General features: G+C 55.9%; 18 protein-coding genes. 6 read left to right on the top strand and 12 right to left on the bottom strand.

Annotation, left to right across the window (positions count from 1 at the left end; translation table 11 throughout):
* Positions 1 to 12: 12 nt before the first annotated feature.
* The 3 genes from ruvC to pdxT are packed head-to-tail and all read right to left on the bottom strand — an operon-like array spanning position 13 to position 1989.
* Positions 13 to 612, bottom strand: a complete 600-nt coding sequence (gene ruvC, locus EYR88_RS03190; RefSeq protein ID WP_131088285.1) for a crossover junction endodeoxyribonuclease RuvC — start codon at positions 610 to 612, stop codon at positions 13 to 15.
* A 3-nt stretch (positions 613 to 615) separates the two neighbouring features.
* The gene (locus EYR88_RS03195; RefSeq protein WP_131088286.1) at positions 616 to 1374 is read right to left on the bottom strand and encodes a YebC/PmpR family DNA-binding transcriptional regulator; all 759 of its coding nucleotides are present in this window, start codon (positions 1372 to 1374) and stop codon (positions 616 to 618) included.
* Between the two features lie 3 nt (positions 1375 to 1377).
* On the bottom strand, positions 1378 to 1989 hold the full coding sequence (gene pdxT / locus EYR88_RS03200; RefSeq protein ID WP_131088287.1) for a pyridoxal 5'-phosphate synthase glutaminase subunit PdxT: 612 nt from the start codon (positions 1987 to 1989) through the stop codon (positions 1378 to 1380).
* A gap of 248 nt (positions 1990 to 2237) precedes the next feature.
* Between pdxT and EYR88_RS03205 the strand changes: the two genes are divergently transcribed.
* Positions 2238 to 2873: a DUF6226 family protein gene (locus EYR88_RS03205; RefSeq protein WP_131088288.1), complete on the top strand. Its 636-nt coding sequence runs from the start codon at positions 2238 to 2240 to the stop codon at positions 2871 to 2873.
* Position 2874: 1 nt separating this feature from the next.
* On the opposite strand, the gene EYR88_RS03210 is transcribed toward EYR88_RS03205, so the two are convergent.
* On the bottom strand, positions 2875 to 4086 hold the full coding sequence (locus EYR88_RS03210; RefSeq protein WP_131088289.1) for a CapA family protein: 1212 nt from the start codon (positions 4084 to 4086) through the stop codon (positions 2875 to 2877).
* 91 nt (positions 4087 to 4177) lie between these two features.
* Here EYR88_RS03210 and EYR88_RS03215 point away from each other — a divergent pair, with 91 nt between their 5' ends.
* Positions 4178 to 6175 carry a M3 family metallopeptidase gene (locus tag EYR88_RS03215; RefSeq protein ID WP_347559252.1) on the top strand — a complete coding sequence of 666 codons (1998 nt, stop codon included), beginning with the start codon at positions 4178 to 4180 and terminating at the stop codon, positions 6173 to 6175.
* Positions 6175 to 6939, top strand: coding sequence for a GNAT family N-acetyltransferase (locus tag EYR88_RS03220; RefSeq protein WP_131088291.1), 765 nt, complete (start codon positions 6175 to 6177; stop codon positions 6937 to 6939). The genes EYR88_RS03215 and EYR88_RS03220 overlap by 1 nt, the downstream gene beginning before the upstream one ends.
* An 81-nt stretch (positions 6940 to 7020) precedes the next feature.
* Here the strand turns inward: EYR88_RS03220 and EYR88_RS03225 are convergent, their stop codons facing one another.
* The 5 genes from EYR88_RS03225 to thrS form a co-directional block, all read right to left on the bottom strand.
* Positions 7021 to 7581, bottom strand: coding sequence for a dihydrofolate reductase family protein (locus tag EYR88_RS03225; RefSeq protein ID WP_131088292.1), 561 nt, complete (start codon positions 7579 to 7581; stop codon positions 7021 to 7023).
* 144 nt (positions 7582 to 7725) lie between these two features.
* Positions 7726 to 8655 (bottom strand): TauD/TfdA family dioxygenase, encoded by a 930-nt coding sequence (locus tag EYR88_RS03230; RefSeq protein WP_131088293.1) that lies wholly within the window; start codon positions 8653 to 8655, stop codon positions 7726 to 7728.
* 380 nt (positions 8656 to 9035) lie between these two features.
* Positions 9036 to 9938, bottom strand: a complete 903-nt coding sequence (pdxS, locus tag EYR88_RS03235) for a pyridoxal 5'-phosphate synthase lyase subunit PdxS (RefSeq protein WP_131088294.1) — start codon at positions 9936 to 9938, stop codon at positions 9036 to 9038.
* A gap of 324 nt (positions 9939 to 10262) precedes the next feature.
* Positions 10263 to 10826, bottom strand: a complete 564-nt coding sequence (locus EYR88_RS03240; RefSeq protein ID WP_131088295.1) for an HIT domain-containing protein — start codon at positions 10824 to 10826, stop codon at positions 10263 to 10265.
* A 32-nt stretch (positions 10827 to 10858) separates the two neighbouring features.
* The gene (thrS, locus tag EYR88_RS03245; protein WP_131088296.1) at positions 10859 to 12874 is read right to left on the bottom strand and encodes a threonine--tRNA ligase; all 2016 of its coding nucleotides are present in this window, start codon (positions 12872 to 12874) and stop codon (positions 10859 to 10861) included.
* Positions 12875 to 13197: 323 nt separating this feature from the next.
* Between thrS and EYR88_RS03250 the strand changes: the two genes are divergently transcribed.
* Positions 13198 to 13638, top strand: coding sequence for a VOC family protein (locus EYR88_RS03250; protein WP_131088297.1), 441 nt, complete (start codon positions 13198 to 13200; stop codon positions 13636 to 13638).
* Here the strand turns inward: EYR88_RS03250 and dnaE are convergent, their stop codons facing one another.
* Positions 13639 to 17094 (bottom strand): DNA polymerase III subunit alpha, encoded by a 3456-nt coding sequence (dnaE, locus tag EYR88_RS03255; RefSeq protein ID WP_131088298.1) that lies wholly within the window; start codon positions 17092 to 17094, stop codon positions 13639 to 13641.
* Positions 17095 to 17131: 37 nt separating this feature from the next.
* Positions 17132 to 17440: a DUF6504 family protein gene (locus EYR88_RS03260; protein ID WP_347559253.1), complete on the bottom strand. Its 309-nt coding sequence runs from the start codon at positions 17438 to 17440 to the stop codon at positions 17132 to 17134.
* 306 nt (positions 17441 to 17746) lie between these two features.
* Between EYR88_RS03260 and EYR88_RS03265 the strand changes: the two genes are divergently transcribed.
* Positions 17747 to 18832, top strand: a complete 1086-nt coding sequence (locus EYR88_RS03265) for an S-(hydroxymethyl)mycothiol dehydrogenase (RefSeq protein WP_131088300.1) — start codon at positions 17747 to 17749, stop codon at positions 18830 to 18832.
* On the top strand, positions 18832 to 19461 hold the full coding sequence (locus tag EYR88_RS03270) for an MBL fold metallo-hydrolase (RefSeq protein ID WP_131088301.1): 630 nt from the start codon (positions 18832 to 18834) through the stop codon (positions 19459 to 19461). Before EYR88_RS03265 ends, EYR88_RS03270 begins: the two co-directional genes overlap by 1 nt.
* A gap of 100 nt (positions 19462 to 19561) precedes the next feature.
* Here EYR88_RS03270 and EYR88_RS03275 read toward each other — a convergent pair whose 3' ends face one another.
* Complete coding sequence (locus EYR88_RS03275; protein ID WP_131088302.1) at positions 19562 to 20290, bottom strand: SOS response-associated peptidase; 729 nt, start codon at positions 20288 to 20290, stop codon at positions 19562 to 19564.
* Positions 20291 to 20396 lie beyond the last annotated feature (106 nt).

Raw genomic sequence — 20396 nt, forward strand, 5'->3', positions numbered from 1 at the left:
GGGTCGCAGCTACTACCGTCGGACCGCTCGTCGCTTGGCCGATGCCTCGGCGGCGATCCAGGCTTGCTGCGCACCGGTGAGTTGCGATGAGCCGGTCGCACCAGCTGCAGAGGCTGAAGCATTGGATCCAGAAGCTGCACCACGCCATCCGTGGGCGATAGCCAAGGCCACCGCATCGGCGGCATCAGCAGGTTTTGGAGCTTCCTCCAGGCGACAAATCTTCGCAACCATTTTGCCAATGGCTGCCTTGCTTGCTTGTCCAGAACCGGTGACCGCTGCCTTGACCTCGGTGGGAGTATGCAGGGCAACGGGGATTCCACGACGAGCCGCTGCAGTGATCACTACCCCAGTAACTTGAGCGGTGCCGATGACGGTGGATACGTTGGCCGAAGCAAAAACGCGTTCGATGGCCAATACGTCCGGCTTGTGAAGATCAAGCCATTCATCAATGGCGTTGGCGATCTTTAGCAGTCGGGCGTCCAGTGGAGTTCCTGGTGGGGTGCCGGCGACGGTGACATCAACCAGCGAAACTTGTCTGTTTGCGGCGACGTCGACCACGGCCAGACCACAACGGGTCAGTCCGGGGTCGACGCCGACAACGCGAAGGGTCAAGTCCTACTGCTCTTCGTCCAGCGCGGCGCGAACCTCGTCGGATAGATCAGCGTTGGTGTAAACGTTCTGCACATCGTCAAGTTCTTCGAGAGCGTCGAAGAGGTGAAGGAACTTGCGAGCACCCTCAACGTCCAGATCAACCTTCATCGAAGGAATGAATTCCATTTCGTCGGACTCGTAGGCAATTTCTGCCTCGTCCAGCGCAGCGGCAACAGCACGCAGATCCGATGGATCGCAGACAATAGCGAAGCTGTCGTCCTCGTCCAGAATCTCGTCCGCGCCGGCGTCGAGAACGATCATCAACAGGTCGTCTTCGCTCAGCTCGCCCTTTGGCAGGCGGACTACACCCTGACGGTTAAACAGGTACGAAACCGAACCTGGGTCTGCAATGGTTCCACCATTGCGGGTGATGCCAACACGAACCTCAGAAGCTGCGCGGTTCTTGTTATCGGTAAGGCACTCGATCAGCAAAGCCGAGCCCTGTGGGCCACGTGCTTCGTAAATGATCTCGGTGTAGTCAATAACTTCGCCGGTCAGGCCAGCGCCACGCTTGACTGCGCGGTCGATGTTATTGATTGGCACGGAGTTTTTCTTGGCCTTGCTAACAGCAAGTTCCAGTGCCGGGTTGCCGGACATGTCGGCGCCGCCGGCACGGGCTGCAACTTCGATACCCTTAATGAATTTTGCAAAGGCCTTGGCGCGCTTGGCGTCAATTGCAGCCTTCTTATGCTTGGTGGTTGCCCATTTGGAGTGGCCTGACATGCTTTAAGCGTCTCCTCGCGTGAGTTGGATGAAAAATTCGTGGATCGCCGTGCTGCCGGTGACTTCCGGGTGAAAGCTGGTTGCCAACAAATTTCCCTGACGTACTGCAACAATTCTACCCTGTTCGCGCTCATCCTCAGCCGGAACCATGCTGATCACCTGCACCTCGGGTCCTACTTGCACCGCTTCGGGTGCACGGATAAAGACCGCTTCGAGATTTTTACCGTTGAAGTCCAGCTGGTATTCGAAGGAATCCACTTGTCGGCCGAAGGCATTACGACGCACCGTCATGTCGATTCCACCAAAGCTTTGCTGTACTGCGCCGGCACTGGAGACCGCAGGGTTTTCAATCCGGTCAGCCAGCATGATCATTCCGGCACAGGAGCCGTACGCCGGCATTCCTGCCGCTATGCGTTCCTTGATCGGTTCGGCCAGCGAATAGTTACGTGACAGCCGGTCGATGACAGAGGACTCTCCCCCAGGGATGACCAACGCGTCGACCTGCTTAAGATCCTCAGGGGTGCGTACTATCTGTGCTGCTTGGCCCAAACGTTCCAAAGACGCAAGGTGTTCACGGAAATCCCCTTGAAGGGCGAGGACGCCAAATTTCGGCATGGGTGTGACCTTTAGAGTTCGAGGGCTACATGGCGCACTTCGCGCCGAAACAACGTTAGTACCCTTGCTCGTACCAGCTAATTTTGTTGCACGGTGTGTCGCCTTTTCCTACGCCATGATTCGACGGCGACGCCATCCATTGACATCATCACTCCCAGTTTTTGGTTGTGGCCAACCGGCCAGAAGCCACGCATGGCGAGTCAAGGCGATAGCCTGTTACTAACCACGTCAAAGCAAGGGTGTTGCCAATGCTCCACGGATACCAACGACCGCAGATCACCATTGCCGATTTTCTTGACGCTCGCGGTCTGCCGATTGAGTATGGAAACCGCTGGGATTCCCAGCCACCGGAGGACGCGTATACCCAGGTCGCCCACCCGCACCGTTTTGCGCCGGTGCATGAGGTGACTCAGGCGCTGCTGGAATGGATGTGCGCGCGTTTCAAAGTGCGTCGCTACGAAGATCCCGGACTAGCTAGGCTGCTTCGCGTGAATGATCAAGATCTGATTGCTTCGGTTCGACTTTTTCCTGAGGATTCACGGTGTGCACCGATGGCTTTGGTTTTCACTAACTTTCCTAGCGTGCATCTTGAATTCGGAGCCTTATTCCGGAGAATCACTCCTAACTGCGGTTGCGATGGTTGTGATGAGTCAGTTCCCGAGATGCTTGACGAGCTTGAGGAATGGATCGACGCAGTAGTCTCCGGGGCCTTCGTCGAGATCATGAACTGGGATCAGCAACTAGTAACGCATCTGTTTCATGTCAAGGCACTGGGATTCGCCGAGGAATCGCGCAGCTTCGAAGATATTTCGCCCGCACGCTTGGCCAGGGCCCGTGAAATTCTTCCGCACGATGGCCGCTGGGCTCCTTGGCCAGTGCGCTAATTTAATCCAGACGCCATGGCTGAAGCCCATCTTCAATGGCACCGTACGCGTTCATCGTGGCCTTGGTCCTTGCTAAAGACGCTTTGGAATCAGCAGCAGGCAGACAATCGGAGACGTCAAAAACTTCGCACCATTTCACTGGCGACTTAGAGAGCTGATGCGGAACCCATTCAAGCTTGCTAACTTCCCAGTCCCCGGACTTTTTGCCTTCGCTAAATGTCGCTTTGACGCTGATGCCTTCGCGGTTCAGGATGGTCTTGGTCGCGTGCTTGGCTACCGAGTTTCCCAGCCCGTAAACAATCCAGGTGCCGTCGTACTTTTCAATAGGAAGCACCGAATGCGTGTGGTGCATGTAGATGAAGTCGAAGGCCCCGGAGTCAGCCAGCGCATGGCCAAGATTTTGTTGCTCGGCGGTGGGTCGGTTGGTGTATTCGGTTCCGTCGTGAATCGCGGCCACAACAATTTGAGCCCCGGCCTTTTTCGCCGCTTTGCCCCGGTTGATTAACCTTTGTGCGTCAACACCGGTATCGACCTGCCAGTTTGCATCGGCAGCTAATCCATTAAGCGAAAAGGTACTGGTCACTACCCCGAGCTTCACGCCATCAATTTCCATAATCGGTGGCTTCTGAGAATCCTTGTGTGTGCGGTAGGAGCCAGTGGCAAAAAGTCCATGCTCCTCTAGCGCATCCAGCGTCCGGTTCACTCCGGAGGTTCCGGCATCCACGGTGTGGTTGGTCGCCGTGGTGCAACCGTCGTACCCCACGTCTTTCAAATCAGCGAGAATCTGTTCAGGGACAGTGAAGCGCGGGTAGCCCGAATATGGTGGCTTTCCTATTGGTGTTTCAAGATTGCACAGGGCTGCGTCCGCGTCCTGAGCGTATGGCTTGAGCCCGGCTAGTAGCGGGGAAAAATCATAATCTTCACCGTTGCCCGATTGTGCTTGGGCGGATGTTTTCGCCTCGTCCAAAAGCGCAGGATGCAAGAGGACATCGCCGGTGACCATCAGTGAGAAGTCTTTTGGTTGATCACGATCAACATCGGCATTCTCCGCACCGGTACTGTCCGGATTTGATGCAGTGCCTGACGGCGTGTGCTGCGCGGAAGACTGACTGTTCTGGTTCGGGGTGTCGGTAGCCGAACAGCCCGAGAGCAGAGCAATACCAAGCAAGCCGGCAGTCAGGGATCGAGTAACGAGGGCCACACGCTGATGCATGCTTTGAGCCTAGCCCAGTATGACCTCAGGGGTGTTAATGCAAGCTCAATCACGTTGTTTATGAAAGCCTATGCTTATGCAAAATCCGCTCTTGACACCAAGTACCCGCCCTTACCAATGGCCGGCCTTTGACTCGATTACTGCCGATCACTACTTGGAAGCGGCCGAACTCGGTGCCGCGGAACAACGCGAAGAATTACAGCGCATTGCCTCTGAACCTGGCGAGCCAACCTTCGCCAATACCTTCCAAGCGCTTGAAAGCAGCGGACAAACCCTGCGTCGGGCAATGATGACGTACTTCAGCGTCTTGTCCGCTCATGGAACTGAACCAATCAGAGCCATCCAATCCCAGATGTCGGCAATCTACAGTGCGCAAGAAGACGAGATTTACCTAAATAAAACCTTGTACTTGCGTTTACAAACCCTTAATTGTTCACAGCTGGAGGGCGAAGACGCTCGTCTAGCGAAACAGACCCTAAAGGACTTTGAACTCTCCGGCGCGGCGCTGGACGAATCCGAAAAGCAAAAGCTCAAAGAACTCAACGCACAGCTATCGGAGCTTTCGAGCCAATTCGGCAATCGTGTGTTGGAGAACCAAAACGCACATGCGGTGCTCTTTGAATCCACCGACGAACTTGCCGGGTTGAGCACACAAGCCATCGACTCGGCGGCTCAGGCTGCCAAACAAGCCGGGCATGCTCAGGGCTACCTTCTGCCCTTGGTCTCTCCGACCCAGCAGCCACTGCTTGAATCGCTGACCTCTAGCGAGTCTCGTCGTAAGGTCTTCATGGCCTCGATCTCTCGTGGAACCGACGAGAACCCAACGATCCATCTTGCTGCACAGATGGCTGCTCTTCGCGCCGAACGTGCTGAGCTACTCGGCTTTGCCAACCATGCCGAAACAGTTCTCGCCCAGGCAACCGCGCCTTCAACTGCGGCAGTCCAAGAACGACTGGCTGAACTTACCGTAGCTGCCACTGCCAATGCTCGTAAAGAAGCCGAAATTCTTGCCAAGGTTGCTGGCCATGAGCTCAACGCATGGGACTGGAAGTTTTACTCTAACCAGGTGTTGCGTGATGAATACGCGGTGGATTCCGAGGAGCTGCGGAACTACTTTGAGCTTGATCGAGTTCTGATTGATGGCGTCTTTGCTACCGCTACCAAGTTGTATGGCATCACCTTCACGGAACGCTTTGACCTACCTACGTATCACGAGCAAGTTCGTGTCTTCGAGGTTTTCGACGCTGATGGCAGCCCGCTGGCTCTCTACACCGGTGACTATTTGGCTCGTGAAACCAAAAAGGGTGGCGCTTGGATGACAAGCCTGCGTGATGCGGCATCCTTCTTTGGCGAACTGCCCATTGTGACTAACACGTTGAATATCTCGGCTCCAGCTGACGGTGAACCCGCCTTGCTGTCACTGGATGAAACCAATACGTTGTTCCACGAGTTCGGTCACGCGCTGCACGGCATGTTCTCCAACGGTAAATACGCTTCCCTTTCAGGCACCTCAGTCCCCCGCGATTTTGTCGAATTCCCTTCACAGGTCAACGAGATGTGGGTTTTGGATCAGCAGGTCATACCCGGCTATGCCTTGCATCATAAAACAGGTCAGAAGCTGGATGAAGCAACCATTAGTAAGGTGCGCGACGCCGGGCTATGGGGTCAGGGCTTTTCTACCACCGAATATCTCGCGGCCAGCGTGCTGGATTGGGCATGGCACACGATTCGCGCTGGTGCCGTCATCGAAGATCCACTGCAGTTCGAACAGCAGGTTCTCAACGATGCTGGTTTTGATACAGAACTGATTCCGCCACGCTACCGGACCGGTTATTTCCAGCACATTTTCGCCAACGGATACTCAGCTGGCTACTACTCCTACATATGGAGTGAAGTACTCGACGCCGACACTGTGCAGTGGTTCGAGGAAAATGGTGGCTTGATGCGCGAAAATGGAAGTCGGTTCCGTCAGGAACTACTTTCGCGCGGTAACACGCGCGATCCCCTAAAGTCCTATGAATTGTTCCGTGGCCGCACCGCTCGGGTAGAGCCGTTGCTGCGCCGTCGAGGATTGGTGAACGCAGAATAATGACGACGATTGCCTCCGCACAGGAAGCACTGAGCCACTGGCATCAGGCACTAGCAGTTGCCACAGGCGGCAAGATTTTTACCACCCACGGGTGCTCATGGGCATGGCAACCGGTGCGCAAGCGCTTGATCTTGCTGTTCCCGGAGAACCCGGAGCCCTCAGGGTTGCGCCCAGCACTGGCCGAGGGCCAGCGTTTAGGCGCCCGCCGGGTGGAAGCTTGGGTTAATGCTGGGTCTGACTCCGCTGAACTGAAGGCCACAGGTTTCTCTGACAACGCACAAGTATCTTGGCACGCTGGACCGTTGGCTATTCCGATGGATCGTTGGGCCGGCAAAATTCGCCTGGGCAATAACGTTCCTGAAGCCACCGGTGCCGATGCTTCCGAGCTGAACGTCACTAATTTGTGGCGAGATCTCAGCAGCCAGCTTTCTAGCGGGCATCCGGCCTTACGCCGTGTAGAGCACGCTTTGGCACGAACCGATGAAGGCGAGATCGTTGGTCGCGGTTTTGCTCAGCAGGGTTTGGGCGGTCAGCTGATGATTCATTCGCTGGCAGTGGGCAAGGAATACCGCCGTCAGGGTGCTGGCACAGCACTGCTTCAAGGGCTTTCGCGCTCCATGATCAATCCGCTCTCACCGCCTGACGAAGAGACTGCGGTGGAGCTGCTTGCTGCAGCGACGCCGTCAAGCGCTGATTTCTTCACGGCCAACGGTCTGAAATTACTTGGTCGCGGTCGCCACTTGGTTCTTCGGTCTTGGAACTAGTAGCAAAACTATAGCCAGGTAAACAGGTGCGCGGTGCACAGAAAATATTTTCTGTGCACCGCGCACCTGTTTGTTTCTTGTTTATTCGGAGCGAAGCACTCGATACACCAAGCGAGCAAACGCGCCCGCCTTCCTTGCCTCGGAAAGTTCTAACCGTTCGCTACCAATGGTGCGAGGTAGTAAGGCGGCCCCACCGGACAGTGCGGCTGGCGCGACGGTCAGGGCCAACGTATCGATGGCGTCAATATCGAAGAATTGTCCAAGAAGTTCGCCACCACCGAGCACCCAGATGTTCTGTTCGCCGGCGACTTCTCGAATGTGTGGCAGTATCTCAGCAACGGACGCGTTAACCAGTCGTACATCGGCGCCCTGCGGGATAGGAAGATCCCGCGAGGTAAACACGTAGGTCGTGATACCCGGATAGAATTCCTGCCACTTTTGTGGATTTTCGATTAGCTGCTCATTTTCAAGCATCCACATATACGTATTGGCACCTTCAACGTGGACGCGCACGTTCTGCGGAAGCAAGTCCGGGTCTGGTTCTTGTGCTCCAGGGACGTCAAAGAGCCATTGCAAGCTGTGGCTCTCGTCGGCCAGGTAGCCGTTCAGGGTCACTGCTGCATCAAAAATGATCTCGCTCATGCACTTCAATTTACTACAGCGGCTTGCCCCGAACTCTTTCTTCTCTTTCGTCGAGATCGCACCTAGTTGGAATTCGACCTCGACGAAGGATCGGCAATCGAACGAGCGGAACAAACGAGTTCGGCTGCTTACTGCTCCCCTGATTTAGGCAGGGTCAACAATCGGAGAGTAATGCGAAGCGTCACCCTCAACCGAGTAGCTTGATTTTCCTTCAACGCTGCGTGGAATGTCGCCAGCAACGGTGATGCGGTTGAGCTTGCGAGGTGCGCGGCCATAGTTGTCGATAGCGTAGTGCTGGGTGATGCGGTTATCAAAGAGCACCAACTGGTTCGGCTCCCACGCTACGCGCAGTACGTTCTCCGGGCGAGTCACGTGGCTCTGGAGCAAACGCAGGATGTCGTGGGACTCGTATGGTGAGACGCCAACAATCTTCAGGTGCCTGGCAAAGGTACCGATGAACAGCCCTTTCTCTCCAGTCAGCGGGTGAACGCGAACTACCGGGTGGATCGTACGGTACTTTTCCGAGACGAAGGCTTCTTGGTACGCCTTCTCCTTATCGGTGTTTACCGTCCGCGGCCTCACGTAGTCGGAATCGTTAGAGTGTTCAGCCCACAGCCCGTCAGCAAGTTTTTGAATCTCCGCAGGTAGGCTGCGGTACGCGGCAGCCGCGTTAGCAATCAGAGTCTCTCCGCCGTACGGAGGCAACGTTATTGCACGAAGCGTAGAAGCTTGAGGTGGATTAACAATGAACGTGACGTCGGTGTGCCACTGATTGGCGATGGTTTGTTCGCTATCTACCGGTAGTACCGTCTTCTTTTCCTGCTCGCTGAAGGTCACCGTCGGGTGGGCAGTAGTCAACGGACCAAAGTGCGAGGCGAAGAGTTCTTGCTGCTCGTCCGTTTCGATTCCCGACTGGCTGAAAACTAGCGCCTTGTGTTCGTTCAGCGCCGATCGGATCGCATCAACGGTCTGGGAGTCCAAGGGTCCGGAAAGGTCCAGGCCTTCAATGCGAGCACCGATATGTTCGCCGAGCTTTGTAAGTTTCAGGCGGGTGGCGGTGGTGGTAGTAGTCATGTTGGCCTCCTAAGCAGCAGTGTTGACGCGGCTGCGTTGATCTCTTCGATGATGCTCCATCTGTGGAACACACCCTCAGCCTAGGGGCGAAAAAACTCCGGCAAAATAGGCCCGTCACACGGCGATAAGTATTGCTTCGAGTGTCGTTTGCGCCCGACCGAACATTGCGAAAAGCGTCGAGAAGGAAGAGCAACTGGTCGCAGATGTCTTGGAATGACCTAGATGAATGCTCATGAATAGGCTCTCCAGCATCGCTCGTCGGAATCTACAATCTTGCCGTAGAACGCAAAGCGGCCCGCCAGAAAAATCTGACGGACCGCTTTGATGCGCCTCGTGTCTAGTTTGAGAATCAAGGCCAGCAATGCTGAGGTGAGAAGTTCTTACCAGCCGCGCTCGGAGAGGCGGTGTGGCTCTGGCAGTTCATCTACGTTGATGCCAACCATGGCTTCACCCAAACCGCGGGAGATCTTGGCCAGTTCGTCTGGGTTATCGAAGAAGGTGGTTGCCTTCACGATTGCTTCGGCACGCTCTACCGGGTTGCCGGACTTGAAGATACCGGAACCTACGAACACACCGTCCGCGCCCAGCTGCATCATCATGGCAGCGTCGGCCGGAGTAGCGATGCCACCTGCGGTGAACAATACGACAGGTAGCTTGCCGGTGTGTGCGATTTCCTTGACCAGTTCGTATGGAGCCTGCAGTTCCTTCGCCGCTACATACAGCTCGTCTTCTGGAAGGGCTGCAAGCTTGGCGATCTCGGAGCGGATCTTGCGCATGTGACCGGTGGCGTTAGAAACGTCGCCGGTTCCAGCTTCACCCTTGGAACGAATCATGGCTGCACCTTCATTGATGCGGCGCAGAGCCTCACCAAGGTTGGTAGCACCGCAAACGAATGGAACGGTGAATGGCCACTTGTCGATGTGGTTCTCGTAGTCTGCTGGCGAAAGGACCTCTGACTCGTCAATGTAGTCAACACCGAGGGACTGCAAAATCTGAGCTTCAACAAAGTGACCGATACGAGCCTTGGCCATCACTGGGATGGAGACCTCGCTGATGATGCTATCGATCATGTCTGGGTCGCTCATGCGTGAGACGCCACCCTGTGCACGGATGTCGGCTGGAACGCGCTCAAGAGCCATAACTGCAACGGCGCCGGCATCTTCAGCGATGCGCGCCTGCTCTGGAGTGACTACGTCCATAATGACGCCGCCCTTGAGCATTTCGGCCATACCGCGCTTAACGCGGTCAGATCCGACGACGGAGTTCTGGTTGTTCGTAGACATGGTGAAAAGTAGTTCCTCTCGACACTGCGTGGATTCGCTTTGGACCAGTATTTATAAGGCTTAAAGCGAGGTGGTACGCCAGTAATCGTAGGAGTGGATTGCTTTATTACCTTAGGTGTTTCGTCATATTGTTACGTTAGGAGATTAGTCGCCTAGATGCAGATTAGTGCGTAACATAGCGTTTCGCCCTCAATTACCTAGTCAGAGCTTCTTCTTCGGGTTAATGCACCTTGGGTGTGCGTGGCGGCTGATCACCGGGGTTAAACAGAAAGTGGCGGTAGGAATAATTGGATATTCCTACCGCCACACAACACTGATGTGTGTTTAGCTCGGGTTCTCGCTGTCCCATGCCGCAGCGATGGCCTCACGAACCTCAGAAAGTGTCTGCGGGATCGCTTTTGTTTGAGCAATGATCGGGAAAAAATTCCCGTCTCCGCTCCATCGAGGCACAATGTGCTGATGCAGGTGAGCAGCAATTCCCGCTCCCCCGGATTCACCCTGGTTCATGCCCAAGTTAAAACCGCTTGGGTTCGAGACCTTACGCAAAACCCGCATTGACTGCTGAGCCAGCGCCGCCATTTCTGCGGTTTCTTCCACCGTGATGTCGGTGTAGTTAGGCACATGGCGGTAGGGGCACACCAGCAAATGCCCCGGGTTGTACGGGAAGAGATTCAAAATCACGTAGCAGGTTTCCCCGCGGTGCACGATCAACGCTTCTTCATCCGTGCGACCGGGACCAGCACAGAACGGGCAGCTAGCCTCATCTTTGACTTGGTCCTGGCCGCCCTTGATGTAAGCCATCCGATAGGGAGTCCATAGGCGCTGGAACGAATCCGGCACACCGGCGAGTTCAAAATCGTCGGTGACGGACTGATCTGATTCCTGCATACTTATGGGCTCCCTATCGGCACTAGTAGCAACTAGTTGTTGTTATCGCGGCTCTTGATGGCTTCAACAATGCGAGCTACTGCATCGTCGATTGGCACCTGGTTTTCCTGACTTCCGTCGCGGAAGCGGAAGGACACTGCATTCGCATCGGCATCTTCGCCACCGGCGATGAGTACAAACGGAATCTTGTCCTTGGACGCGTTGCGGATCTTCTTTGGGAAACGATCCGTTGAGTCGTCCAGTTCAACACGAACACCCTGAGCCTTGAGCTTGGCGACAACCTCGGAAAGGTAATCGTTGAAAGCCTCAGCCACTGGGATGGCGCGAACCTGGACCGGCGAAAGCCATGCAGGGAAAGCACCAGCGTAGTGCTCGGTCAGTACGCCCAAGAAACGCTCGATGGATCCGAACTTCGCAGCGTGGATCATGACCGGTTCCTGACGACTTCCGTCAGCAGCCTGGTACTCCAGACCGAATCGTGCAGGCTGGTTGAAGTCGTACTGAACGGTACCCATCTGCCAGGTACGGCCGATGGCATCTTTAGCCTGAACCGAGATCTTCGGACCGTAGAATGCGGCTCCACCTGGATCAGCAACCAGCTCAACACCGGTTTCAGTGGCGACACGTTCTAGCACGGCGGTGGCTTCTTCCCACTGCTCGTCCGAACCGATGAACTTATCCGATTCAGGATCGCGAGTGGATAGCTCCAGGTAGAAGTCATCCATACCGAAGTCGCGCAGCAACGAAAGCATGAAGTTCAGCAGGTGCTCAACTTCAGCCGGTGCCTGTTCCTTGGTGACGTAGGAGTGCGAGTCATCCTGGGAGAAACCGCGCACGCGGGTTAGGCCGTGGACCACACCGGACTTCTCGTAGCGGTAGACGTGACCGAATTCGAACAAGCGCAGTGGCAGTTCGCGGTAAGAACGTCCGCGGCCACGGAAGATCAGGTTGTGCATCGGGCAGTTCATTGCCTTCAGACGGTATTCCTGACCCGGCTTGGTGATGTTGCCATCTTCGTCGCGCTCTTCATCGATATGAAGTGGCGGGAACATGGTGTCCGCGTAGTAAGGCAAGTGACCCGAGGTGTGGAAGAGCCCATCCTTGGAGATGTGTGGGGTGCCCACGTACTGGAAGCCTTCTTCTACGTGGCGATCGCGCACGTAGTCTTCCATCTCGCGCTTGATGATGCCGCCCTTAGGGTGGAACACCGGCAGGCCCGAGCCAAGTTCATCCGGGAAGGAGAACAGGTCCAGCTCGGCACCGAGCTTGCGGTGGTCGCGACGCTCAGCCTCAGCCAGACGCTCCTGGTAGGCCTTGAGGTCCTCTTTGGTTGGCCATGCGGTGCCGTAGATGCGCTGCAGCTGCTTGTTCTTTTCGCTACCCAACCAGTAGGCGGCGGCCGAACGGGTCAGCGAGAAAGCGTTCTTGATCAGCTTGGTGTTTGGCAGGTGCGGGCCACGGCACAGATCCTTCCACACAGTGTCGCCGGACTTGCGATCAACGTTGTCGTAGATGGTGGTTTCGCCGGCAGCAACCTCAACGGTCACGCCTTCACCTGAAGTATCGGCCGAGTCAGCCTTGGCCAGCAGCTCGCACTTGTATGGCTCGTCAGCCATTTCTGCCTTGGCTTCTTCTGGCGAAACTTCGCGGCGGGCAAAGAGCTGGTTCTGGTTGACGATCTTAAGCATCATCTTTTCCAGCTGCTTCAGATCTTCTGGGGTGAATGGCTCAGCGACATCGAAGTCGAAGTAGAAACCGTCAGTGATGTACGGTCCAATGCCCAGCTTGGCATCGGGGCGCAACTGCTGCACAGCTTGAGCCATGACGTGGGCAGTGGAGTGACGCAGCACCTCCAACCCTTCTGGGTCGGTGATGGTTACGCGGGTGACAGTGGTTCCAGCAACAAGTTCGCGGGCCAGGTCGCGTAGGACACCATCGACGTGCATAACAACCACGTCTTTATCATTGGTGAAATACTGCAGACCGGTTGTTCCCGCGTCCACCTGTACCTGCTCGCCGTCAATGGTGAGAGTCAGCTGCTCGCTCATGAGATCGGGTTCTACCTTTCAATCTGGGATGGCTTCATAGCTTGTGGCATACCTTGGCCACAGCCAGCCAGAATCCAGTTTAGTTCAGGACCTCACTTCAGCGCGCGTTCACTTCGGGTTTCGGGAGGATTGTTGACCCACATGTGATTCGTTCAACAACGAGTCTGCATTAAACAGGCTCATGACATACCCAAACTCTTTGGGCCCACTGGTCAAGACTCCTAGAACAAACTCCGCTAACCCGTGCACCAGTGGGACTCGAAAATTCGTGGAAAGCTCGATCATCCATGGCTTCTGTTATCTCAGAAGCCTAGGCTTATGTCATGAACAAACCTGCTCCCCCGGTAATCAGCGCCATCACCCTCGGTGTGCGCGATGTCGGAATTTCCACCAAGTTCTACACCGAGGGCTTGGGGTTCGAACTGGTTCAACCAGCTCACCCGGAGATCGCTTTTGTCCGCGCAGGCTATGGTCTGATGCTTGCCCTTTGGGATGTAAAACAGATGCCGTCCGAGTACGGAAATGTCGGTCACAGCAAAATGGCTCCCCCACTTTCTTTGGGGAATAACGTGCATTCGGATAATGAAGTGGATCATCACTACCGGCGAGCGCTGGATGCGGGCGCTAGCTCGATCTCTGAGCCAACGGTGCAGCCGTGGGGTGGCAAGAGTGCGTGCGTAGCTGATCCGGATGGTTTCCGCTGGGACTTTGTGCATAACCCTTCGTTTGTTATCGATGCCAACGGGCATATTTCTTCGGTTTAGTCACGCCCCACGCTGATCAAGCCCTTCGGCCTCCATACGTTTGGCGAGTTCGCCGACGCTCTCGCTCTTGCGTGCGCCCTCGCCGAACTTTGGTCGGTAACTAATTTGCGGTCGTCCTTGTTCTTCAAGGTATCCGGCGACCGGCAACGATTCTGACTGATGCAGATCCCAAGCGTTCAGTGCTTGTAGTGAGATGCCACGTGGTCCGGTGCGTCGGGTGACTCCATGGATGAGCAACATGCGGGTAGAGAAGAGTAAAGGCCCGGTGCGTTGTTGTGTGTCATCGAAGAAGGTGGCATCGATACAGCCGGTCCCGTCATCCACGGAAATGAAGACCACGCGTTTACCGCCACGCATAGGTGGTGTTTGAGTGGCTATGCGCACTCCGGCGACTAGTACCTCGGTGCCGTTACGCAGGTGTAGTAGTTCCGCTGCTTGGGTAATAGGCAGGTGTGAGAGCCTGCGCCTATAGGAAGTCATCAAATGCTCACTGGCATCTAGGTGCATCAGGTCTAGTTCGGTGCGTACTACCTCGGCCGGGTCCAGCTGTGTTCCGGTGGCTTTGATGTGTTCGATCTGCCCGAGGTCCAGTGCCAGTTGGCCGGGGCCGGGACGGTATTTGGCCGGCAGAGAGCTGTGCACCATCGATTGAGTGTGAGCGATCGTATCGGCACGAGAGGTTCCTGCCAGTAAAGAGTCAAAGACACCAAGCGCGGCAAGGTTTTGGTAGGTACGTCGTGAGAGCCCTGCGCGGGCGCGGACATCTGCGAGGTGCTCATATGGCTGGCCCGTCACTAGTCGCTGGACTTCGCGTTCACTCATCTGGTGAATGTCACGGAAGGCTAACCGGATTCCGTAGCGTCCGGGGCGTTGTGATCCTACGGCTCTGGGCACCATGGGAACCTTCGCTGGAGCGTATTCGAATACTCGTTCGACTCGATAGTGTCCGTTGGAGCGGTTGATATCTAGCGGGAGGATAGGGACGCCCATACGCCGCGCTTCGGAAACCAGTAATCGTTTGGGGTACATGCCTGGGTCGTGTTCCCAGATCCCAGCGAGGAAAGCCTCGGGGTGATGCGCTTTGAGCCAAGCCGAGTGATAGGTGGGTACGGCAAAGGCAGCCCCGTGGGCTTTGCAGAAGCCAAAGGACCCGAACCCAGAGAGCACCTCCCAGACTTGATCAATAGTTTCCTGGCTGTAGCCGCGCTTGGTTGCCTCGGTACGCACGTAGCGTTCAACGGCTGGTTCTTTCTCTGGGTTGCCAAGCAGGCGCCGGTAGACATCAGCCATCCCTAGACCACAGCCGGTCAGCACATCAAGCATGCGCAACACCTGCTCGTGGAAGACGGTAACCCCGTGGGTTTCGGCGAGCGCAGGGATCAGGTCTGGGTGCAGGTATTGGGCGGGAGCGAATCCGTGGCGGTGTTCTAGATAGGGCTTGACCATATTCGACTGCATGGGCCCGGGACGGAAGAGCGAGATGTCGATGATCAGATCGTTAAACTCACGGGGAGCGAGTTTGCCAACCAGTTCACGCTGTCCTGGGGACTCAATCTGAAAGCAGCCCAGGGTGTGAGTGGAGCGGATCAGATCAAAGGTGGGTTCATCATCGAGTGGCACCTTGGCTAGGTCAATCGCTCCACTGGCATCGATGTAACTGTCGTTAGTGTGTCCGCCTGCACGAGACGCTTGCTCCTTGCTTGGGTGCATGCGAGCGATCTCTTCAAGCGTGTAGGCGATGGCTGATTGCATGCGCACCCCGAGCACGTCGAGCTTGATCAACCCCATCAGGTCCATATCGTGCTTGTCGAACTGGCTCATCTGCAATCCGATGCCTGAGGGCTGCACCGGGGTACGGTCCAGCAAGCTCGCATCAGAGAGGATCACCCCGCAGGGGTGCATGGAGATATGTCTTGGCAGTCGGTCCAATCGTTCGGTGGCGTCAATGAGAATATCGAGCTGAGTGTCATCGGTAATGCGCTGTGCTAACGCTGCTAACTCTGGCTTCTCCACCAGCGCTTCACGGAAAGAGGAGGCAGAGAAGCGCCAGAGCTGTTTGGCGATCTCGTCCACTTGCTCCTGCTCTACACCCAAGGCAGCACCTGCGTCGCGGACAGCGCCACGGGCGCGGTAAGCATTCTGCATGCTCATCAGGCTGACGCGTTCCTCACCGAAGCTGGAGAAAATCTTGTGATAGATCTCGTGGCGTCGCGCGGATTCAACGTCAATATCAATATCGGGCAGGGTGGTGCGGGTATCGGAGAGGAAACGTTCGAACACTAGGTCGTGGGCCAACGGGTTTACTTGGCTAATACCTAAAAGGTAGTTCACTAACGAGGATGCGCCTGAGCCTCGGGCGGCTACGCGTACGCCCATCTCGGTGATCAGGTTTACGGTCTCCGCCACAGTGAGGAAGTAGCCGGCGAAGTCCAACCGTTCGATCACGCCCAGCTCTAGGGCTAGGCGTTCTTCTACTACGTTTGGTGCTTCGTTTCTTAATAGGGTGGGCACGGCCCCGTATACACGATCGGTGAGTTCTTGCATGGCCGGTCGATACAGGCCGATCACCCTGGCTTCCGGAATGACCGGCGACTTCCACCCCAGGTCCGTTACGGGATCTATTGCCGCCCAGTGTGCCACCGCTTCGGTTTCCCGCAGCATCTGGTGCGCCCAGCTCCTTTCGGTAGCTTGGCCGATTTCGGTAGCCAGTTGAAACATCTCATGCGGTGTTTTCAGCCACCCTTGCCCGTTGGGTTGGCAGAAATCCAGATTTTTCAGGCTATGTAGAGCCCGCGCCGAGTCCAAAATGTCTGCGGTGACTGCCCCGTCGGGGTCTACGTAGCGCACGGCGTTGGACAGTACCGCTTTGATCTGACGTTCGTAGGCGTAGCGCAGTAGGCGTGATGCTTCACCTAAGCTGTGGCGCGAACCAGGAGCGGAGAGGTGCGTGGTGATTTCTACCCGCAGCATTTTTCCAACTCGTTTTTTCCACTCGACCAACAGTCCGCGGGCTTTAGCGTAATTCCCTTTCAGGATTGCTCGAGCTACGTCTGATTCACCACCTAGCAGGAGCATCAGGTTTCCGCTTTTGCTTAGCTGATCCAACTGATTAGCACTGAGCCCAGGCACGCCGTGAGCAGTATTGTGTGCGAGGCTGATAGCTCGGCAGAGTGCTGCATATCCAAGACCATTGCTGTGTCCCTGCGCCAGTAAAACGATCCTGCCTAGAGTTGCCCCATTGTCATCGAGTACAGCCAGATTCACTCCGAGAATGGGAGCTATACCTTCTGTCATACAGGCAGCTACATGTTTGACCGTCCCGTAAAGCCCATCCCTGTCAGTAAGCGCCAGCATAGGTGCTCCTTGCGCTTTGGCTGCTTGAGCCAGGGTGCGCGGATGTGACACCCCGTAATGGGCGCTATAGGAAGAACTGACGTTCAGATGGGTAAAGCTCATAATGGTCCTTCGAAAATATGTTCCCCTGCCCGTAAGCTCAGGCGCTTTGGGCCAGCTCTTGGTGCACGCGCACCAGCCGCCACCTCTCGGTTTGCGCATCAAAGCTCACATCAAAGGTGTGCTCTTGTTTGGATCCGCTCACCGCAACCAACTGCAGGCGCCACATCTCATAGTCAGCGAGCCCTGCCCCGATCCCCCGAGGAATCCGCAGGTTTTCGTCCCACCACTTGCGACGTTCAAACCAACGCTGAGGTTCAGCAACCAGTCGGTAGTCCCGCCCCTGCCACTTCACGCGCAGTGGCATTCCGTTTGCTGCACGGGCAACCTCAATTGACTCGGTGAACATCCCCACGTGTGCACTCCTTACTTAGTAGAACCAGTCTATTCGAATACTTGTTCGAACGATAGTTACACTAGTCATCGGCTCCGACAGTTTGGCGCCGAGGGGAACTGGGGCACCTTGCGCAGCAAAATAAATCTCTGCGCAGCTTCACTAGTAGCCAGCCGCAGAGCAACAAAAGATGTGAAAGTCACTGACGACTTGGCTCTGGGCGAAACCGGGTGCGTCATTGTGCCGCGAATGCTCGATTAGTACCGAACACACCGATAGCATCGAAACAGCAACACTCAATCGTTTCAGGAGTTAAATCCCATGCCTCATAAGGTCAAAGCCGTCATTTCCCGTGTTAAGGACGCACCAGTTGAGGTCGTCGATATCATCGTTCCGGACCCAGGTCCCGGAGAAGTAGTTGTCGACGTGCTCACTACCGGCGTCTGCCACACCGACTTGCACTACAAGCTCGGTGGCATCGGCGATGAATATCCTTACCTGTTGGGCCACGAGTCCACCGCAGTAGTCAGCCAGATTGGCGAGAACGTCACCAACGTCAAAGTTGGCGACCGCGTTATCCTGAACTGGCGTGCAGTCTGTGGCCAGTGCCGCGCCTGCGCCAAGGGTCAGCCAAAGTACTGCTTTAATACCTTCAATGCCACCCAGAAGATGACCCTTGAGGACGGCACCGAACTATCCCCAGCACTGGGCATTGGTTCCTTCGCCGAAAAGACCCTGGTTCACTCCGGTCAGTGCACCATTGTTGACGAAGATGCTGATCCAGCAGCTGTAGGCCTGCTCGGCTGTGGTGTCATGGCTGGCATCGGTGCAGCTATCAACACCGGCGAAGTAAAGCGTGGCGAGTCGGTAGCCGTGATCGGCTGTGGCGGTGTTGGCGCAGCTGCCATTGCCGGCGCGCAGCTAGCCGGTGCGACCACCATCATCGCCGTGGACGTCAACGCAGACAAGCTGGAAGGCGCAAAGAAGTTCGGCGCCACCCACACCGTTAACTCTTCCAAGGTTGACGCTGTTGAGGCTATCCAGGAACTGACCGGTGGCTTCGGCGCCGACGTTGTCATTGACGCAGTAGGCCGCCCAGAAACCTACAAGCAGGCCTTCTACGCTCGTGACCTTGCCGGCCGCGTTGTGCTCGTGGGTGTCCCAACCCCAGAGATGAAGCTGGAACTGCCATTGCTTGATGTCTTCGGCCGCGGCGGATCACTAAAGAGCTCGTGGTACGGCGATTGCTTGCCAAGCCATGATTTCCCGATGCTGGTTGAGCAGTACAAGCTCGGACGTCTTGACCTCGGTGCCTTTGTCACCGAGCGCATCTCTATTGACCAGATCGAGGAAGCCTTCAACAAGATGCACGAAGGTACCGTGCTGCGTTCGGTGGTGGAAATCTAATGACCGCTCGTATCGAAAACGTAGTTACCTCAGGTACCTTCTCTCTCGACGGTGGCACGTGGGACGTTGATAACAATGTCTGGATCATCGGTGATGACTCAGAGGTACTAGTCATTGATCCTGCCCACGATATTGAGAAGATTCGTGAAGTCATCGGCGAACGCGAAGTGATGGCAGTTGTGCTCACCCACGGACACGACGACCACATCCGAGTAGCCGGCGAATTTTCTGACGCCGTGGATGCTCCGCTCTTCCTCAACATGGAAGATCGCATGCTCTGGGATGCTGTCTACCCAGAGCGCGACGTAGACGCTGAAATCAACGATGGTGACACGTTCACCATCGCTGGTACAACCCTCACGGCGCTACATACCCCGGGCCACTCGCCGGGGTCCACCAGCTTCTATGCAGAAGATCTGGGTGTGCTCTTCAGTGGTGACACCCTGTTCAACGGTGGCCCGGGCGCGACCGGGCGCAGCTACTCGAGCTTCGAAACGATCATCGAATCGATTCGGACCAAGTTGCTGACCCTGCCTGAACAGACTGTAGTGAACACCGGCCATGGTGACGCCACCACCATCGGTGCGGAAGCCCCGAATCTGGACGAGTGGATCAAGCGCGGCCACTAAAAGGCTCATTAGACACTTTCGGCAGTCAACCATCAGTGGTTGGCTGCCGAAATGTTTAAAGGGTGCTTTTTGAAACATTCTTAGCCGCTGGCGTCGCTGGCTAGAACAGTGCGTTGCTGTGCGCTTCGATAAGTTGCGGAGAATCATTGCGCACATTACCAACCGCCTTATCAACCTCGTGCATGGTCCAAGTTGATGCGACGTCAAAAGCTTGAGCCCGCAATTCCTCGATTAACCCTTGACCGTCTGCTTCCGCAGGGTTCATCCACCGTGCCATCATTTGATGGTCCATCGGAATCGGCAATCGGTCATGCAGCCCAGCAAGCTCACCAAGCACCCCGGGCTCATCGGCGGAAGGCGACTCCATAGTCAGAATCGAGGTGGAGAGGATCCATGTGTCATCCTCGTCCTTCCACCACTCGTACAGTCCAGCAAAAAAGATCAACTTCTCATCTTCACGGTGCACAAAGAAGGGACGCTTTTTGCTCCCCTCTTTCTTCCACTCGTAATAGCCCTGGACGGGAACCGCAGCCCGACGTTTTTTCACCGCTGCTCTAAAGGTCGGCTTGCTGGCCGCAGTTTCGCTACGTGCGTTAAAAGCTCTAACGCCTACGGACAGTTCCTTCGCCCATCCAGGAACCAGTCCCCACCGAGCAACATGGATTTGCCTGTGCAACTGATCATCAATCAGACGCTCTAGCACTACCGGCACATCAGTGGTTGGGGCTACGTTCCACGACTGTCGCAGTTCAAGGTTTTCGTCAGCCTCAGCTTCGGCCTCAGCAACTAAATCACCGATTGCCTTGGCCATCACGTACCGTCCACACATTTTCTGCTCCTCGTACCGCCCGGGGGAAATCTGCTCCCAGTCTAACCATCAAGTTCAAGGAAATCAGAGAAAATTCTGGGCCACTTTGGGAACAAACACAATAGGG

This window comes from Arthrobacter sp. S41, from assembly GCF_004320535.1.
GTDB lineage: Bacteria > Actinomycetota > Actinomycetes > Actinomycetales > Micrococcaceae > Glutamicibacter.

Excerpts from the sequence above, each read along its gene's own strand:
- EYR88_RS03195 (WP_131088286.1), bottom strand. The coding sequence starts at position 1,374 with ATGTCAGGCCACTCCAAATGGGCAACCACCAAGCATAAGAAGGCTGCA.
- pdxT (WP_131088287.1), bottom strand. The coding sequence starts at position 1,989 with ATGCCGAAATTTGGCGTCCTCGCCCTTCAAGGGGATTTCCGTGAACAC.
- EYR88_RS03205 (WP_131088288.1), top strand. The coding sequence starts at position 2,238 with ATGCTCCACGGATACCAACGACCGCAGATCACCATTGCCGATTTTCTT.
- EYR88_RS03210 (WP_131088289.1), bottom strand. The coding sequence starts at position 4,086 with ATGCATCAGCGTGTGGCCCTCGTTACTCGATCCCTGACTGCCGGCTTG.
- EYR88_RS03220 (WP_131088291.1), top strand. The coding sequence starts at position 6,175 with ATGACGACGATTGCCTCCGCACAGGAAGCACTGAGCCACTGGCATCAG.
- EYR88_RS03225 (WP_131088292.1), bottom strand. The coding sequence starts at position 7,581 with ATGAGCGAGATCATTTTTGATGCAGCAGTGACCCTGAACGGCTACCTG.
- EYR88_RS03230 (WP_131088293.1), bottom strand. The coding sequence starts at position 8,655 with ATGACTACTACCACCACCGCCACCCGCCTGAAACTTACAAAGCTCGGC.
- pdxS (WP_131088294.1), bottom strand. The coding sequence starts at position 9,938 with ATGTCTACGAACAACCAGAACTCCGTCGTCGGATCTGACCGCGTTAAG.
- EYR88_RS03240 (WP_131088295.1), bottom strand. The coding sequence starts at position 10,826 with ATGCAGGAATCAGATCAGTCCGTCACCGACGATTTTGAACTCGCCGGT.
- thrS (WP_131088296.1), bottom strand. The coding sequence starts at position 12,874 with ATGAGCGAGCAGCTGACTCTCACCATTGACGGCGAGCAGGTACAGGTG.
- EYR88_RS03250 (WP_131088297.1), top strand. The coding sequence starts at position 13,198 with ATGAACAAACCTGCTCCCCCGGTAATCAGCGCCATCACCCTCGGTGTG.
- dnaE (WP_131088298.1), bottom strand. The coding sequence starts at position 17,094 with ATGAGCTTTACCCATCTGAACGTCAGTTCTTCCTATAGCGCCCATTAC.
- EYR88_RS03260 (WP_347559253.1), bottom strand. The coding sequence starts at position 17,440 with ATGTTCACCGAGTCAATTGAGGTTGCCCGTGCAGCAAACGGAATGCCA.
- EYR88_RS03265 (WP_131088300.1), top strand. The coding sequence starts at position 17,747 with ATGCCTCATAAGGTCAAAGCCGTCATTTCCCGTGTTAAGGACGCACCA.
- EYR88_RS03270 (WP_131088301.1), top strand. The coding sequence starts at position 18,832 with ATGACCGCTCGTATCGAAAACGTAGTTACCTCAGGTACCTTCTCTCTC.
- EYR88_RS03275 (WP_131088302.1), bottom strand. The coding sequence starts at position 20,290 with ATGTGTGGACGGTACGTGATGGCCAAGGCAATCGGTGATTTAGTTGCT.